This is a genomic window from Nocardiopsis sp. LDBS1602, from assembly GCF_035818715.1.
GTDB classification, from domain to species: domain Bacteria; phylum Actinomycetota; class Actinomycetes; order Streptosporangiales; family Streptosporangiaceae; genus Nocardiopsis; species Nocardiopsis alba.
Map to the genome: position 1 here is coordinate 1779905 of NZ_JAYLVW010000001.1, position 16717 is coordinate 1796621.

11 protein-coding genes and 1 riboswitch are annotated in these 16717 nt (G+C 70.5%); of the genes, 5 read left to right on the plus strand and 6 right to left on the minus strand.

Annotation, left to right across the window (positions count from 1 at the left end; all coding sequences use genetic code 11):
• Window positions 1-17: 17 nt before the first annotated feature.
• The 4 genes from U9J66_RS08050 to U9J66_RS08065 form a co-directional block, all read right to left on the minus strand.
• Window positions 18-1679 carry a glycosyltransferase gene (locus tag U9J66_RS08050; protein WP_326337388.1) on the minus strand — a complete coding sequence of 554 codons (1662 nt, stop codon included), beginning with the start codon at window positions 1677-1679 and terminating at the stop codon, window positions 18-20.
• Window positions 1676-3733, minus strand: a complete 2058-nt coding sequence (locus U9J66_RS08055) for a glycosyltransferase (RefSeq protein WP_326337389.1) — start codon at window positions 3731-3733, stop codon at window positions 1676-1678. Before U9J66_RS08055 ends, U9J66_RS08050 begins: the two co-directional genes overlap by 4 nt.
• 46 nt (window positions 3734-3779) lie before the next feature.
• Window positions 3780-4802, minus strand: a complete 1023-nt coding sequence (locus U9J66_RS08060; protein WP_042281175.1) for a class I SAM-dependent methyltransferase — start codon at window positions 4800-4802, stop codon at window positions 3780-3782.
• Between the two features lie 263 nt (window positions 4803-5065).
• On the minus strand, window positions 5066-7141 hold the full coding sequence (locus U9J66_RS08065; protein ID WP_326337390.1) for an acyltransferase family protein: 2076 nt from the start codon (window positions 7139-7141) through the stop codon (window positions 5066-5068).
• A 458-nt stretch (window positions 7142-7599) separates the two neighbouring features.
• Here U9J66_RS08065 and U9J66_RS08070 point away from each other — a divergent pair, with 458 nt between their 5' ends.
• Window positions 7600-8214 carry a superoxide dismutase gene (locus U9J66_RS08070; protein WP_014910931.1) on the plus strand — a complete coding sequence of 205 codons (615 nt, stop codon included), beginning with the start codon at window positions 7600-7602 and terminating at the stop codon, window positions 8212-8214.
• Window positions 8215-8328: 114 nt separating this feature from the next.
• Here U9J66_RS08070 and fabI read toward each other — a convergent pair whose 3' ends face one another.
• Complete coding sequence (gene fabI / locus U9J66_RS08075; RefSeq protein WP_014908593.1) at window positions 8329-9117, minus strand: enoyl-ACP reductase FabI; 789 nt, start codon at window positions 9115-9117, stop codon at window positions 8329-8331.
• A 435-nt stretch (window positions 9118-9552) separates the two neighbouring features.
• On the opposite strand from fabI, the gene U9J66_RS08080 reads away from it, so the two are divergent.
• Window positions 9553-10893, plus strand: a complete 1341-nt coding sequence (locus U9J66_RS08080) for an SGNH/GDSL hydrolase family protein (RefSeq protein WP_326337391.1) — start codon at window positions 9553-9555, stop codon at window positions 10891-10893.
• Window positions 10894-10965: 72 nt separating this feature from the next.
• Here the strand turns inward: U9J66_RS08080 and rocD are convergent, their stop codons facing one another.
• The gene (gene rocD, locus U9J66_RS08085; protein ID WP_042281180.1) at window positions 10966-12240 is read right to left on the minus strand and encodes an ornithine--oxo-acid transaminase; all 1275 of its coding nucleotides are present in this window, start codon (window positions 12238-12240) and stop codon (window positions 10966-10968) included.
• Window positions 12241-12610: 370 nt separating this feature from the next.
• On the opposite strand from rocD, the gene U9J66_RS08090 reads away from it, so the two are divergent.
• The 3 genes from U9J66_RS08090 (at window position 12611) to thiD (ending at window position 16576) form a co-directional block, all read left to right on the plus strand.
• Entirely contained in the window at window positions 12611-14296 is a 1686-nt protein-coding gene (locus tag U9J66_RS08090; protein ID WP_326337393.1) for an acyl-CoA synthetase, read from the plus strand.
• 393 nt (window positions 14297-14689) lie between these two features.
• On the plus strand, window positions 14690-15619 hold the full coding sequence (locus U9J66_RS08095) for a DUF368 domain-containing protein (RefSeq protein WP_193789603.1): 930 nt from the start codon (window positions 14690-14692) through the stop codon (window positions 15617-15619).
• Window positions 15620-15683: 64 nt separating this feature from the next.
• Window positions 15684-15784: riboswitch (TPP riboswitch) on the plus strand.
• Window positions 15773-16576, plus strand: a complete 804-nt coding sequence (gene thiD, locus U9J66_RS08100; protein WP_326337394.1) for a bifunctional hydroxymethylpyrimidine kinase/phosphomethylpyrimidine kinase — start codon at window positions 15773-15775, stop codon at window positions 16574-16576. Its footprint overlaps the riboswitch before it by 12 nt.
• Window positions 16577-16717: the final 141 nt, after the last annotated feature.

Here is a 16717-nt window from a genome sequence, read left to right on the forward strand (position 1 = left end):
GCCCGTCACCCCGTCGTTCAGCGGGCGATCCGGCGCAGGACCCTGCGCCCCAGGCCCGGGGTGAACCAACGGAGCTTGCGTTCGGCCCTCTGGGCACGGGCACGCATACGGTCGGCCTCGACCAAGGCCTTGTCCAGCCTCTGCTGGAGTACCTCGGGCCGCGCCGTCGGGGGCTCCTCACCCTCGTCGACCGCCAGGAACCGCTCCCCCGGGATCCAGTGGGTACCGTGCGTCTCCTCCACGACCCGGTCCAGGTCGGCGCCCTCGGCCTCGGGCTCCAGATGACGGGCTCGGGCGTAGGCGGAGCCGCGCTCCAGACGCAACAGCCCGTCCCCCGCACGGGTGGCGCCGGGCAGCGGGGCGCACAGGAGGCCCGCCCCCTCCTTGTCGATCTCCTTGACCAGGTCGGCCACGGCCGTGGGTCCGAGAGCGGGCCCGCCCCCGAGGAACAGACGGAAGGGCACGCGCGGGTCGGTCTCCGGGGGCTCCTCGACGAACCGGACCCTCGGGTCGCCCCGGAAGGTCTCGTGGATCAGTCGGGGGTCGAGGAGCTCGTCGTCCAAGGGCCTGCGGCGCTCGTCGTTCAGCCGTGACCAGGGACCCAGGAGCCACAGGCGCAGGTCCGGGGTGGAACCGTCCAGCAGTGCGGAGACCGTGGTGTCGACCTCCTCGAGGGTCCGTTCCGCGGTGTCGACGACGACGTCGACCAGCGGGACCTCCCACTGGCGGTCGGGGCGCTTGCGGCGCAGGTGGAAGTCGGGCACCCGGTTGGAGACGTAGGGGCTCCGGTAGCGGGTGCCGGCGTCGCGTCGGGTCTGCATCTGGGAGCGGCCCAGGTGCCAACTGCTCGTGTCCAGGTCCGGGACGAACACCGCGCCCTGCTGCGCCACACGGTAGGCGAACTCGGTGTCGCCGCCCAGCACCAGCTCGGGAGCCATGCCCCCGGCCGCGTCGAACAGCGAACGGTGCAACGAACCGGTCGCGCCGATGAACACCTTGTAGGAGAGTCGACCGGCGGTCCTCAGCCGATCGTGCTGACCGATCAGACGTTCCACCCAGTGCGGGTCGGCCGAATCGCGGTCGAAGAGACGATCCGCCCGCCCCGCCGCGACCTCGTCGCGCACGTACTCGGGGGTCATCGCCGCGGGATCGAAGTCGACGAACAGTTTGTGCCCGAGGGCCACTCCATAGTCGATGAGGTGGTGCCAGCGCATCTGGGACTCCACATGCTCCCGATACACCAACATGTCGGCGTCCAAACGCAACACCACCTGACCCGACGACACCCCCACACCCGTATTCACCGCATGAGCCGAACCCCAACCACCCTCGGCCGACACCACCAACCGCGTATTCTCCGGCCGCACACGAGGCAACACCAACGGCTCGGGACTCCCATCGTCCACCACGACCACCTCCATGAGATGAGCCGGATAACTCTGAGCCGCCAACGAGGCCAACACCAACGCCAACTTCTCCGAACCACCATGAGCCGGAACCACCACACTCACCGACAACGACGGCTCCCACCCACCCAACGGGGGCGGAGAGAGCACCGCGTGGTCGTTGCGGCGCACCCTCGGCTGCGCGCTCATGTCCACCGCGCCCCGGGGCAGGGGCGACCCCGGCGAGGTCGTCCCGGCCACGGCGGGGGCGGTGTGCTCTTCGGTACTGGTCATGCTGATCCCCCCGGGTACGTCGCGGTCACGACCGGCTCTCCACCGTCGACGGGGCGCCCCAACGGGACGGGTTCGCCCTCCAGGAGGGAGCTGGGTCGCCAGCCGGACCACTGTCGTGCGTAGTTGTGCAGGAAGTAGGCCATGTCCTCGGACCAGGTGTGTCCGCCGCCCGTGCGACGCAACACGTACCCCAGCCCGTGGGTGCGGTGGACGCGCCCCCCGCCCCGGGACACGGCGATGAGCAGTTGGGTGTCGATGGCGCGCGGCAGCGGACGGAAACCTCCGGTCTCCTCCAGCACCACGCGGTCGGTGAGGATCGTGCCCCCGGCGATGAAGCGGGTGGCGGTCTCGGACTCGCGGCTGCGCCAGACCATCAGATCCACCTCTTGGAGGTAGACGAAGTCCTGACCGGTGCCGACCAGCTCGGCCCCCGAGTAGGTCCGGGCCAGCACCAGGTCGGCCAGGTGCTCGGGGCCGTACCAGTCGTCGTCGTCCCATTTGGCGATGAGGTCGCCGGAGGCGCGGGCGACGGAATCGTTGAGCACCGAACCGAAGATCCGCTCCGCGGAGGCCTCGTGGACGACGATCGGCAGGCCGGTCTCCCGGTAGGCGTCGATAGCGGACGCCACCTCGGGCAGATCCGCCGGGAAACCGTGCAGGGTGAGGACGGTCTCCAACGCGACCCCGCGCTGGCGGGCGATCTGGGCCAGCGCGAAACCGACCATGTCGGGCCGCCTGGTGCACAGGATGACCGACACCCGGGGTTCGGGCGGGAGCGGGATCCCGGTCTCCGCGGCCAGACCCCGCCAACGCGAACGCAGGCCGTGCGTGCGCAGGGCCGCGCGACGCAGACGGACGCTGTGCTCCTCTCGGGCCAATCGGTCGGTGAGGTCGGCCTCGGTCGCGCCCTCGATGGCGTCGATCAGCGTCGTCCCCAACCCGGCGGCCCAGCCGGGGACCGGTTCGGCCACCAACGGAACCCCTCCGGCCGCCAGGGAGGCCACGGCGCGCACAGCCGCGGTCGGGCCGGTGTGACCGGTCCAGTCGATCCGGACCCCGCGCAGATGGCGGATGCCGGCGAGGTCCACGTCGGTGACGGTGCCGTCGGCGGCCACCTCGATCAGGTCCTTCTTCCCGTCGCGGACGACCGCCCGGTCGCCGTTCAGGGTGAGGTGGCCCAAGGGGCCCTTCTCCGCCTTGCCGAACCCGGTGGGGTTGACCGTGGTCTCGTCGATGGGGGCGATCAGGGATACGGGGTCGGCGGCGGCCGCCGAGACGGTGAGCCCCGCGGCTCGCTCTCGCCCGTGTTCCCCGGCCAGCCCCTCCCAGGAGTCGGTCCCGGTGGTGACCCGGTCCAGGACCGGGACCTTCTCATCGGCCCAGTCCACGGCCGTGGCTCCATCGCCCACCCGCAGCGCCAGGTCGGCGACGGGGGTGACCCGACGCAGCGGGACCGGTCCGCCCTGCTCGACCCCCTGGGCGCCGGTGTCCCCGGGGCGCCAGAGCGAGGCCTCGGCTCCGTTGAGCGCGGCCAAGGGGGCCACGGAGGGGCCTCGACGGCGGCCACGGGTGCCGTGCAGGACCGCGTCCAGGACCGGGGCCGACTCGACGGGGTTGGGGAAAAAGAACTCACAGACCCAGCCGCGCCGGCCCACCCGGCGTACCCGCAACTCCTGGAGGTCGCGCCACTGGCCCATGCCCGGCCCCGCCGGGACCGGCGGGTCCTGGTGCCCGGGGGTGTCCAGGAGGGCGACGACGACCTGGACGGCCTTGGGCAGGTGGACGGCGGCGGTCAGGGCGCGGTGGAGGTCGGTGGGGGTGGCGGCGACCAGTGCCACCAGGCCGGCGACGGGCTCCCGTTCATCGTCCGTCGCCCCCTCCACTCCGATCGGGATCGGCTCGCCCAGGGGATGGGCTCCCAGGTCCACGGTCCGGTCCCCGGCGTTCCGGGGGAGGCCGGACAGTTCCCGAAGGGTGCCGGCTCCGCTGTGGCAGAGCACGGCCGGTTCGTCTCCACGGGCACGCAGGGCGTGCCGGAGGACGGTGGTGATCATCGAGTGGCCCTCTCGGTTCGGCTGGGGGACGCCTCGGTCGGTTCGGTCAGCGGACGTTTCGGGTGAAGACGTGCGCGCCCTTCTCGGTGGGCTCCTCGGTCCTGACCAGATCGGGGTGGGCCGCGAGCCAGCGCTCGCCGAGAGAGCGCTCGTCGGGGCGGGCGGCGTCGTCGAGGACGAAGACGGCGTGGTCCTCGCAGGCGGGCAGCAGGACGGGGACCGCCGGGTGACGGGCCTCGACCCCGGTGGCCTGCGGCGGACCGTCCACGAAGACCAGACCGATGCCCTTGAGGTCGACCAGCGCCTCGGTGTCGTACCAGGGCACATCGGCGGAGACCCCGTCCGCGTATTCGGCGGGCACCGGGGCGAGGGGGGCGTGCCGGATCTCGACCACGTCCTCCAGGGAGTGGGCGGCGACGAGGTCGCGGCTCAGCTCCGCGTAGCGGGCGTCGTGCTCGATGGCGACGAGCCTGCCGGTCCCCGCCTTGCGCAGGGCGTAGCCGATCCACACGCTGGAGGCCCCGCTTCCGCACTCCACCACCAGCGCGGGGCGGTCCCGCTCGATGATCCGGACCAGGAGTCGCAGGACGTCCGGGGATGCGGCCCAGCCGCGCAGCGGCGGCATGAAGGGGGCCACGTCCAGGTGACCGCGCAGTTCGGACCAGGCGACCTGCTGTTCGTAGTCGTCGCGGCCCTGGCGTGTTCCGGCGCGGACGACGGTCTGGACCGCCTTGGGCAGGGCGTTGCCTCGCAGGTCGGCCACCTCGCCTCGGACCTCGTCGAGGGCGCGGGCCAGCTCCAGTCGGTCCCGGCCCAAGAGCTCGGTGACCGTGCGGGTCTGGGTCCGTACGGAGGTGGACAGTTCCCGCACCGAACGCCGTGTCAGCCACAGGGCCGCGCCGAGCGCGCACACCAGGGCTCCCAGGAGCAGGACGGCGGTACCGACGACCACCTCGCCCCACGTGATCAGACCGAATCCGCCGAGAACGATGGGGGTCGCGAACACGGCCAGGCCGGCCGGAGCGACCAGGGGCAGAAGGCGGCGGATCCTGCGCCTGAGGGAATTCATGGGGGTTACCTCCGCGGAAGGGGAGCGGCGACCTGCGCACGGCGATCTCGTGCCCTTTTCGAGAAAAACGCCACCGAGAAAGACACCGTGCGCTTTCGACATTAACCTCTCGAAAAGGTGACCGGGGGCGACATGCGCCGTTTCGAAACCCACGTGAGCGACAATTCCCCCAGCGTTCACCACCCCCTCATCCGGGGCTCACGGCAGAGTGGCCGAAACGTCTCCGGACCCCCTTTCCGGGGGTCCGGGGCGTACGGCCCGGGTCACCAACCCGTGGCCTCCAACAGGGCCTTCTCCACCATGGGGGTGAGCGTCCGGGCGTAGGTGGCGGTGATGTGCGAGTGGTCCCAGTACACCAACACGTTGCCGACCACGGCGTCGCAGGAACCGCCCGGGCACACGTACTCGGTCAGGTCCATCGGTTCGACGTTGGGCGGCAGCTCCTCGAGGGTGGCCGGGTCCACGGCCGCGAGGCTGCGCGAGGCCGGGCTGGTGCACTCGGCCGGGTCTCCGGCCTCCACGCACTCCCCTCCCCTATAGGGCAGTCGGGGCAGATCCCGCAGGCCGACCACGTCGATCCCCAGGTCGTTCAGGTGCCACCACAGGTCGGTGTAGCCGTCCTCCACCGCCTCGCCGTCGACGAAGGCCCGGGTGGAGGAGAGCAGCACCGCGTCGGGGTTCAGCTCCTCCAACTCGGCCAGCGCCTTCTCCTTCCAGACCTCGCACTCCTCGAACAGGGCCCCGTCCCTGGTCGAGGGCGCCAGACCGAACGGACAACCGCTCTTGGTGAAGGACACCAGACGCCAGCCGTACTTCTCGGCGACCGCCTCCACCGCCGGGTACCAGTGGGCGGTGCGCGAGGCGCCCACCAGGGCGAGCGTGTGTTCGGCGTCGGCGGGACCGCGGTCGCACACGACCAGCTCCTTCGAGGCCAGGTTCACGTGGCAGCCCTCCTGATGGTGGGAGGACAGGTCCATCTTGGAGTCCTCGGGGTCCGGACGCACCGGGACGTCCGGGAGCGAGTCGAGCAGAGACGGATCCGCGACCACGGCGGCACCCGGGTAACTCTCGGGGGAGGCGATCTCGTGAGCCCTGCGCTCCCGTTCCTGTTCCAGACGCTCCGTCCACACCAGCGAGAGCACCAGGACCGGGACGAGGAAGAGGGCGGCGACCACGGTCGGGCGCACCGGGCTCCGACGGTCGGCCGACCTCGTGAACGGTTCGAGGCCGCGCTCGACCAGGCGATGCGTCATCCAGGCCAGCAGGATCGACGCGCCCAGGATCGCGGCGCCGCCCCAGGGGGTGGCGAGCCGGCGCCCGGTGACCTCCAGATAACAGACGAGGAGGGGCCAGTGCCACAGGTAGATCGTGTAGGAGAGCCGGCCCAGCGCCATCAGGGGCGGCCAGGTCAGCAACCGGTCCACCCCTCGAGGGCTCCCGGTCGTCCCGGCCAGGACGATGAGCAGCGCGGCGAGGGTCGGCCACAGGGCGATGTACCCGGGGAAGAGCGTGGAGACCTGCACGAGCATGCCGCAGGAGACCAGGGCGACCAGACCGACCCAGCCCAGGACCACACGGACCCGGGTGGGCATCCGTACCCGGGTGATGGCCAGGGCGAGGATCCCGCCCAGCGCCAACTCCCACAGCCGGGCTCCGGTGTCGAAGTAGGCCCAGGCCTGGTCACGGCCGGTGATGTACACCGAGTAGGTCAGGGAGACCGCGAACACCGCGACGATCAGGGCCAGGACCGTGGGACGCAGCGGTAGCCGCGAGCGGGAGGCCAGGACCGCCGCCAGGGTGATCAGCACCGGCCAGATCAGGTAGAACTGCCCCTGGATGGACAGCGACCAGAAGTGTTGGAGGGGGCTGACCGCGGCCTCGCGGGCCAGGTAGTCGACCGCGTCCCGGGCCAGGGTCCAGTTCTCGTGGTAGAGGGCCGAGGCGCGTACCTCGGCGAGCACGTCCGCCCATCGGGAACGGGGCAGCCACAGGTACATGGCGCCCATGGTGGCGAGCAGGACCACGGCGGCCGGCGGGGCCAGGCGACCGATCAGTCGGGCCCAGAAGGCGCCGAAGTGGATCCGTCCGTCGCGTTCGACCGTGCGCACCAGGGAACCGGTGATGAGGAAACCGGTGAGCAGTAGGAACACGTCCACGCCGCCGGAGACCCGACCGAACCAGATGTGGTAGGCGGCGACCAGGAGCACCGCCAGGGCGCGCAGACCCTCGATCTCGGGTCGATGGCCGCCTCCGATCACGGTCGAAGACACGGCGCGTACGTCGGAGGGGGCGCTGCGCGGGGACGAGGGGACGGGGACCCCGGTGGTGGTGTCACTCATGTTCGGAGGCGGCCTCGGGAGCTGGGGAAGGATGATTCACCGAACGGGCGTGCGGGTCCCGCCATTCGAATTCGGCGCTGAATTCTCCCCGTTCCCGATGCCACCTCGGTGAATGACGATGGAACGCGCGGACAACTCTCCCCCTTGACCCCTTCGGAGCACGGGGGATGTGTCGGCCAGGGTAACCACGGGGGTCCGGCGCCTTTCCGTAAAGGAAACCCCGGGGAGGTTCGCGGAGAAAACGGACCCCTGCGCGGCGGCGCCCCTCGGTCGGCGCGCGAGGGCGAGGGCCGGGGCGGAGGACCTCCGGATCGGGCTCCGCCGCCGGATTTTATTCCCGTCCCCCGGTGTCGACAGCCTGACATCGGGGGTCCGGCGTCTCGGCTGATAGCTTGCTGAGTAGCGATCACATCGCTGGTAAGCCCGACGAATCGCGTCTTTGGAAAGGTGCGTCAGAGATGTCTGCGCCGTACTCGCTTCCCGAACTGCCCTACGACTACGCGGCCCTGGAGCCGTGGATCTCCGGTCAGATCATGGAGCTGCACCACGACAAGCACCACGCCACCTACGTCGCCGGTGCCAACAGCACCCTGGAGCAGATGGCGGAGGCCCGCGAAGCCGGTGACTTCGGCACCGTGAACCAGCTCCAGAAGAACCTCGCGTTCCACCTGGGCGGCCACGTCAACCACTCCGTGTTCTGGAAGAACCTGTCCCCGGAGGGTGGCGACAAGCCCGAGGGCGAACTGGGCGCCGCCATCGACGACCAGTTCGGTTCCTTCGACGCCTTCCGCGCGCACTTCAACGCCGCGGCCACCGGCATCCAGGGTTCCGGTTGGGCGATCCTGGCCTGGGACGCCCTCGGTCAGCGCCTGATCATCGAGCAGCTCTACGACCAGCAGGCCAACATCGCCATCGGCACGCAGCCGCTGCTCATGCTGGACATGTGGGAGCACGCCTTCTACCTCCAGTACAAGAACGTCAAGGGCGAGTACGTGAAGGCGTTCTGGAACGTCGTCAACTGGGCCGACGTCCAGGAGCGCTTCGCCGAGGCCCGCAAGACCAAGCTGGGCTAGGTTCCGTCGAGGCCGTCGACCTTGAGCCGGGTCGGGGGTCTCCCGGAGAACGTTCGAGGGCGGCACCCGACGGGTGCCGCCCTCGCGTGTTCCGCCCCTCGGGGCCGGGTGCGCTCAGCCCTGGACGTCGGGGGCCATGGGCGCGCCCATCGCGTGGTAGCCGCCGTCCACGTGCATGACCGTACCGGTGACGGCCCGGGCGGCCGGAGACATCAGGAACAGGGCGGGGCCGGCGACCACGGAGGCGTCCTTGGTGTCCCAGCCCAGCGGGGAGTTGTCGCCCCAGGAGTCGGCGATCTGCGAGAAGCCCGGGATGGAACCGCCCGCCAGGGACTTGATCGGACCGGCGGAGATCGTGTTGACCCGGATCCCCTCCGGCCCCAGGTCTCGCGCCAGGTAGCGGGCGGAGTTCTCCAGGACGGCCTTGGCCGAGCCCATCCAGTCGTAGACCGGCCAGGCGACGCTGGCGTCGAAGGTCAGCGAGACGACGCCGGCCCCCTCGGGCGCCTTGGCCAGCAGGTCGCGCATACCGACGGTGAGGGCGGCCAGCGAGTAACCGGAGACGTGGATCGCCTTGGCCACGTCCTCCCAGCCGGTGTTGAGGAAGTTGCCGCCCAGAGCCGATTCGGGGGCGTAGGCGATGGCGTGCAGCAGCCCGTCCACGTGGTCCCAGTGCTCACGGACCGCCTCGACCGTGGCGTCGATCTGCTCGGGGTCGGTGACGTCCATCGGCAGGACGGCCACGGGTTCCCTCGGCAGTCGCTTGGCGATGCGTTCGCAGATGGAGAAGGCGCGGCCCGGAGGGTTGGTCAGGATGACGTCGTGTCCCTGACGCATGGCCTCCTCGGCGATCGCGTAGGCGATGGAGGACTGGGTCGTGATGCCGGTGATGAGCAGGTTCAAGGGGTCCCCTGGGTGGCGGTTCGGTCGCTGCTGCTGGAAACGTATCGGCGCGAGGACCGATCGTCAGCCGTGGAAGCCGACAAAGATTCGCGCCCGGGCTTTGGCGCGTCCTCGCACGCCCCACCCGCCCCGGGACCCCGGCCATGGTGACACTCCGTACAACCGAGCCAGGGATCGGCCCCGATTCTTTGTGGTCTTCCACTGGTGACTGCGCGGGCTCGAGGCGGCAGAGTCATGGACATGCCTCCCTGGCACATGAGGGCCGGGGCGACCCAGCGGGCTTGGCCGCCGCTGGGTCGCCCCCTCACTCCCTCTTCTCCCCCGGCCTCGCGTCCGCCCCGGTAGGGGTGGAATCGGGCGTCAACTCCGCGAATCCACCCCGGGTAACCTGACTGCTGGACCAGACACCCGAGTACGCGGGAGGCGGTAACGGCCGTGTCAGCACGCGACGGTGAACCCGACGTGCCCGAAGAGACCCCCCGCCCCGACGACGACTCCCCCGCCGAGGACCCGGCCACCGCCGGGTCCGCCGATGAGGAGACCGCGTCCGAGGGCGCCGAAGGCGAGGGGGAGGTCGCGCGGCCCCGACGCCGGCGGGCCCGGATCGCCCTGGTCGTGGCCGCCGCCCTCGCCCTGATCATGGTCGCGGTGGTGGCCGTGCCCACCACCCGTAACGGCCTGCTCGATCTGTGGTGCGACGTCACCGGCGGGGTCTGCCCCGGCGAGCCCCTTCCTCCGATCACCGAGGACGAGGAGGTCGACTGGCGGGTACGGGTGGAACCGGAGGAGGCCGTCCTGTGGGGCAACTACGTCGCCCTGGGCGACTCCTACTCCTCCGGGGACGGCGCGGGCGACTACGATCCCCTCACCACCGAGCCCGGTGAGTGCTGGCGTTCGGAGAACGCCTACCCCAGGCTGATCGAGGAGGAGTTCCCCTTCGAGGGCTCGCTGGCCTTCTACGCGTGCAGCAGCCACCGGGGCTCGCAGATGCTCGAGCAGCTCGGCACTCCCGAGTCGCAACTCGAACGCGTCACCGAGCACACCTCGTTGGTGACCCTCGGCATCGGTGGGAACGACCTGGGGTTCATCCCGGTCCTGCGTACCTGCATCATGCGTATGCCGCTCCTGGAGCGGACGGCCTGCACCGACCAGGAGTCGGAGGTCGACGAGCGCATGGACCGCTTCGAGAAGACCCTCACCGAGGTCCTCGGAGAGATCCGTGACCGTGCTCCGGACGCGCGTGTGCTGGTCCTGGGCTACCCGAGGCTGTTCCCCGAGGATCCTCCCGGCATGTACTACACCCTCTCCGCCAACGACCAACTGTGGCTGAACGGGCTCGCCGAACGGTTCAACGACCGGATCCGGGACACCGTCTACCGGGCCGACGGCGAGGTGTACGGGTCCCGTCAGGTCGGCAGCGTCGAGTTCGTGAACGTCTTCAGCTCGTTGAGCGGCCACGAGGTCAGCGAGGACGACGCCTGGTTGAACGGCATCGTCCTGGGACAGATCGGCGAGGGGTTGAAGGTGGACCGGGCGAGCTTCCACCCCACCGCGCAGGGGCAGCGGTCGATCGCCGAACGGGTCCGTCTCCAGATCGCGGAGGGGCCGGAACGGGTCCTGTACCAGTCCAAGGAGCGGTTGGAGAAGGTCGACCCGGACGTGCTCACCAGGGAGCTCGGCGGCCCCTTGGACCCGGTCCACCCCGAGGACGGGGACGAGGGGGACGGCGACGAGGTCGCCGACGAGGCCTCTCGGGAACCGGCGGCGGATTCCTGAGACCCCTCCTTCGCACACGACGGCGCCCCGGTCCGTTCTCCGGACCGGGGCGCCGGTGTTCGCGCGAGGGGTCTAGGCCTTCTCGGCCTTGAGCTCCTGGATGACCTCGGCGAAGCGGTCCAGGCCCCAGTGGAGGTCCTCCTCCTCGATCACCAGGGGCGGCGACATGCGCACGGTCGAGCCGTGGGTGTCCTTGACCAGGACCCCGTGCTCGGCGAGCCGCTTGCACAGCTCCTTGCCGGAGGCCAGGGCCGGGTCGACGTCCACGCCGGCCCACAGGCCGATGCTGCGGGCCGAGACCACACCGTCGCCGACGAACTCCTTGAGTCGTCGATCGAGAACATCGCCCAGGCGGCGGGCGTTCTCCACGTAGGGGCCCTCGGTCAGCATCCGGACGACCGTGGAACCCACCGCGCCCGCCAGCGGGTTGCCGCCGAAGGTGCTGCCGTGCTGGCCCGGCTGGATGACCCCGAGCACGTCCTCGTCGGCCACCATCGCCGACACCGGGAGGATGCCGCCGCCCAGTGCCTTGCCGAACAGATAGGCGTCGGGGACCACTCCGGTGTGCTCACAGGCCCGGATGGTGCCGGTGCGACCCAGCCCCGCCTGGACCTCGTCGGCGATGAAGAGCACGCGGTTGTCGTCACAGATCTCGCGGACCCTGGGCAGATAGTCGTTCGGCGGCACGATCACGCCCGCCTCGCCCTGCACCGGCTCGATCAGCACCGCGACGGTGGTGTCGTCGATGGCCTCCTCGATCGCCGCCGCGTCCCCGTAGGGCACGGAGCGGAACCCCGGCGTGTAGGGGCCGAAGCCCGTCTTGGCCTCGGGGTCGGAGGAGAAGGAGATGATCGTGGTGGTGCGGCCATGGAAGTTGGCGCCGGCCACGACGATGGTCGCCTGATTCTCGGGGACGCCCTTGACCTCGTAGCCCCACTTACGGGCCACCTTGATCCCGGTCTCCACCGCCTCGGCGCCGGTGTTCATCGGCAGGACCTTCTCCTTGCCGACCATGTCGGCCAGAGAGCTCACCCACGGACCGAAACGGTCGTTGTAGAAGGCCCGGCTGGTCAACGTCACCCGATCGAGCTGGGCGTGCGCCGCCGCCATCAGTTCGGGGTTGTGGTGACCGAAGTTCATGGCCGAGTAGCCGGCCAGACAGTCGAGGTACCTCTTTCCCTCCACGTCGGTCACCCAGGCACCACGGCCTTCGGCGATCACGACGGGCAGGGGTGCGTAGTTGTGCGCCGACCTCGCCTGGGCGAGTTCGATGTGGTCAGCGCTGGAGAGTCCCTCTCCGACGGGGTTTCCGGCGGAGTCCTGCTGTCCCGGATTGTGGGAGGTCATCTAAGCCGCTCCGATCACCATTGACCGATGTCAGACAGTAGATACCCACCGTGAGGCCCGGTAGCGCCCCGTCGGCGGGATCTCCAAGAGTTGAGCAGATGATCCGGTGAGCACACAAGAGGTGGCCGACATCACCGACCGCGGGGAGGGCCCGAAACCCGGGGGTCGTCGTCACCGGTACGCCCTCTGAGCGGGACTCTTCCGGGCTCGGCCACGAAAGGGTGACGGAGCACGGTTACGCAGGTGACGCGGTCCACACGGCTTTCCACGATCAGGTCCGTCCGCGAGGGGTACGGTCGCCGTACAGTCACAGCCGCCGCGAGCGCCTTCGCCGGGGACGGCCGTCACGCGACGTCAGGGAGGATCAGCCGTGCCACACGCGTCCCCGGACACACCCTTCTCCCTCGCCGGTCTGATGGCGGAGGTGAGTCGGGCCGTGCCGGAGCGGATCGCGATCATCGCGGGTCCCCGACGGCTCACCTACCGCGCCCTGCACGATCGCTCCACCCGCCTGGCCCGCCACCTGGTGACGGCCGGTGTGCGCCCCGGTGAGAACGTGGCCATCCTGGCCTTCAACCGGGCCGAGTGGGTCGAGTCCTTCCTCGGGATCCTGCGCGCGGGCGCGGTCCCGGTCAACGTGAACTACCGGTACGTGGCGGGCGAGCTCCGGCACGTGCTCGCCGACTCCCACGCGGTGGCCCTGATCGCCGAGGACTCCCTGGCCACGACGGTCACCTCCGTCCTCCCCGACCTCCCCCGGCTCCGGCACGTCCTTCTGTTGGAGGACGGCACGGAACGCGACGCCGCGCTGAACGGTGTGGACTACGAGGAGGCGTTGACCGCCCAGGGCTCCGAGGACTCCTCGAAGCCCGAGCTCCCCGTGACCAGCGGCGAGGACCACTACCTGCTCTACACCGGAGGCACCACCGGCTACCCCAAGGGGGTGCTGTGGCGCCAGGCGGACATCTTCCGCGCCGCCGTGGAACGTCGTGCCCCGGGTTCCCCCCGGTCCCGCACCCTCGAGGACGTGGCCGCCCGCGCCGTACGCTGTTTCCCGCAGCGGATGCTGGTACTGGGCCCGCTCATGCACGCCGCCGGTCAGTGGAACGCCCTGAGCATGCTGTTGTGCGGCAAACGCGTGGTGCTCTCCACCGACCGCAGCTTCCGCCCCGACCGGATCCTGGAGTTGGCGCACCGCGAGGGCGTCCACGCCGTTCAGCTCGTGGGCGACGCGATGGCCCGCCCGCTGGCCCGGCACCTGCTCACCGAGCCCGGCCTGTGTCCGGAGTTGACCTCGGTGCGTTCCGGCGGCACCCCGCTCACCCCCTCCGTACAGGCCCTGTGGCGGGCCTGGCGGGAGGACGTGGTCCTGGCCGACTCCTATGGCGGTTCGGAGACCGGTGTGTGCGGCTCGGCGACCGCCCCCGACACCGCGGCCACGGTCGCCGACGCCACCGACCGGCGCAGCTTCACCATGGGCGGCAGCATCGAGGTGCTCGACGAGACTCTGCGACCGCTGCCGCCGGGATCTCCCGAGGTCGGCAGGATCGCGCGGACCGGTCGGATCCCGATGGGCTACTACAACGACCCCATCGCCACCGCCCGCACCTTCCCCACGGACCCCGAAGGCCGGCGCTGGGCGCTGTCCGGCGACTACGGGACCCGGGCCTCCGATGGCTCGATCGTCCTCCTGGGCCGGGGAAGCGTGGTCATCAACACCGCCGGGGAGAAGGTCTACCCCGAGGAGGTGGAGGCGGTGATCAAGTCGCACCCCTTCGTGGACGACGTGATCGTGGTGCCCGCGCCGGACGAGACGTTGGGCCAGCGGGTGACGGCCCTGGTCTCCTCCACCGCCGAGAGCGCTCTGGACGAGAGGGCGCTGCGCGCCTACTGCCGTGGGCGTCTGGCGGGGTTCAAGGTGCCCCGGACCGTGCACTTCGTGGACCGGGTGCGGCGTACCGCGGTCGGCAAACAGGACTACCGGTGGGCGGCCTCCGTGGTCGACCGCTCTCCCTCCTCCGCCGTCCGAACCCTGACCGGGCCCTCCGGACTCTGATCCTCGGGATCCTTCCCGGCTCCGGGCCGGGAAGCTTCTCGGGAGGACCCGAGTTCACTCTCTTCCCATCCGCATCGGTTTCGGCTGTCGATCTCAGAGTTATTTCATCAGCCGAAACCGGGAATCCGGACGGCCGAGACGCTTCTGTCCCCTTCGGGCGACGCTAGAATGACGACGCCCGGCCCCGGGGCCCCAGCGCCCTTCCCCTCGTGCGGCCGGGGCGATGAACCTCGGCGCGGGTCCAGGGATCGGACCCTCCCGGTCTCCCTCGTGGGCCGCGCCACCAGTACCCCTTTTGCTCCGCCGGCCTACCGTGGACACGGGACCGGCGGCACCACCAGGACGGAGGACGGCGCCCCCTTCCCGGTCGTCCCGGGGCAAGCGCCCGACAACATGGCCAACTCAGTAGGCTCCTACATCTTCAACGCGGTGCGCGGCGGAGCCGTGGGCACCTCCGAGGCTCTGCCCGGCATCAGCGGCGGCACCGTCGCCCTGATCGTCGGTCTCTACGACAAGCTGATCGGCGGCGCGGGCCACGTGGTCAGCGGGATCAAGCGTTACGTCACCGACGTGCCCCGCGGCCGCGGCAAGGACCGGGCCATGGAGCAGTTCCGGCTGGTCGACTGGGCCGTGCTGATCCCCGCCCTCATCGGTATGGCGGTCGCGCTGATCCTGGCCGCGGTGCTCATCGCCCCGCTGGTCGAGAGCCACACCCAGTACGCCTACGCCCTCTTCTTCGGCCTGGTCCTGGCCTGCCTGTGGATCCCCTACACCGGGGCGGGCAAGACCTGGAAGGCCTGGCACTACCTGCTCGCGCTGGTCTGCGCGATCCTCTCGTTCCTCATCATGGGCCTGCCGGGCGCCAACCTGCCCACGCACCCGGTCGTGGTCTTCTTCGCCGCCGCGGTGGCCATCTGCGCCCTGGTCCTGCCCGGCATGTCCGGCTCGTTCATCCTGCTGGCCCTCGGTCTGTACGAGCCCACCATGGCCGCCCTGCGCGCCGCGGACCTGCCCTACATCAGCGTCTTCGTGCTCGGCATGATCACCGGCCTGGCGTTGTTCGTGAAGGTCCTCCAGTTCCTGCTGGAGAACCACCACCACATCACCCTGGTGGTGCTGACCGGGCTCATGGCCGGTTCTCTGCGCGCCCTGTGGCCTTGGCAGAGCGAGGACCGCGAGATCCTGCCGATGACGGACATCCCCATCACGGTGACCTTCATGGTGGTCGGCTTCCTCGTGGTCACGGCCTCGATCGTCTGGGAGCAGCGTAAGAAGGCCCAGGCCGAGAACCCCCGACGGTACGAGGACATGCCCGTCCACTAGAGTCGGACACAAGCCCACAAAACACATATCGGGGCGGGGCCGGACACCTTCACGGGGTCCGGCCCCGCGAGGCGCGGGGTGCCGGAATCTCCTCCACCGGCTGAGAGCACACCCGTCGAACCTGCCCTAGTTCGTACTAGCGAAGGAACGCCCATGAGTGCGTACAACGTCGTGTCCATCGCCGGTAGCGACCCCAGCGGGGGCGCCGGTATCCAGGCGGACCTGAAGTCGTTCTCCGCCCACGGGGTCTTCGGGATGAGCGTGGTGACCGCGCTGACCGCCCAGTCCACGTGCGGGGTCACCGGGGTCCACGGGGTGCCGGCCTCGTTCGTCACAGACCAGATGGACACGCTGTTCCAGGACGCGACCGTGCACGCGGTCAAGGTGGGCATGCTGTCCACCGCCGAGGTCACCGAGGCCGTCGCGGCCGCGATCGACCGCTACCGGTTGCCGAACGTGGTGGTGGATCCGGTGATGGTGGCCAAGAGCGGCGACCGTCTACTGGAGAGCTCCGCGATGGAGGCGCTCCGCCGGGATCTGCTCCCCCGCGCGGACCTGATCACCCCGAACCTGCCCGAGGCCGCCGACCTCCTCGGCGAGGACGAGGCCACCGATCTGGCGACGATGTACTCCCAGGCGGAGCGGCTGCTGAAGCTGGGCCCGCGCCGGGTCCTGCTCAAGGGCGGGCACCTTCCCGGCGAGGAGTGCGTGGACCTGTTGGTGGACGGCGTCTCCGACCCCCTGGAGCTGCGGGCCGACCGGGTCCCGACCCGGAACACCCACGGCACCGGCTGCACCCTCTCCTCGTCGATCGCCGCGCTGCTGCCCCAGAGGCCGGACATGGCCGCCGCGGTCACCGACGCCAAGACCTGGCTCACCCGGGCCCTGCTCCACGCGGAGGAGATCGACGCGGGCGGCGGGCAGGGGCCCGTGCACCACTTCCACGCCTGGTGGTAGACGACCACCGATGACGGAGGAGGGGGGGGGGGGGGGGGGGGGGGGGGGGCCCCCCCCCGCGTAATCTTTTTGGGGGGGGGGCGACAGAAAGGCGCTCGCACACAACACGGCCCCGGGCGCCCCGCAGGGGGCGGGCCCGAA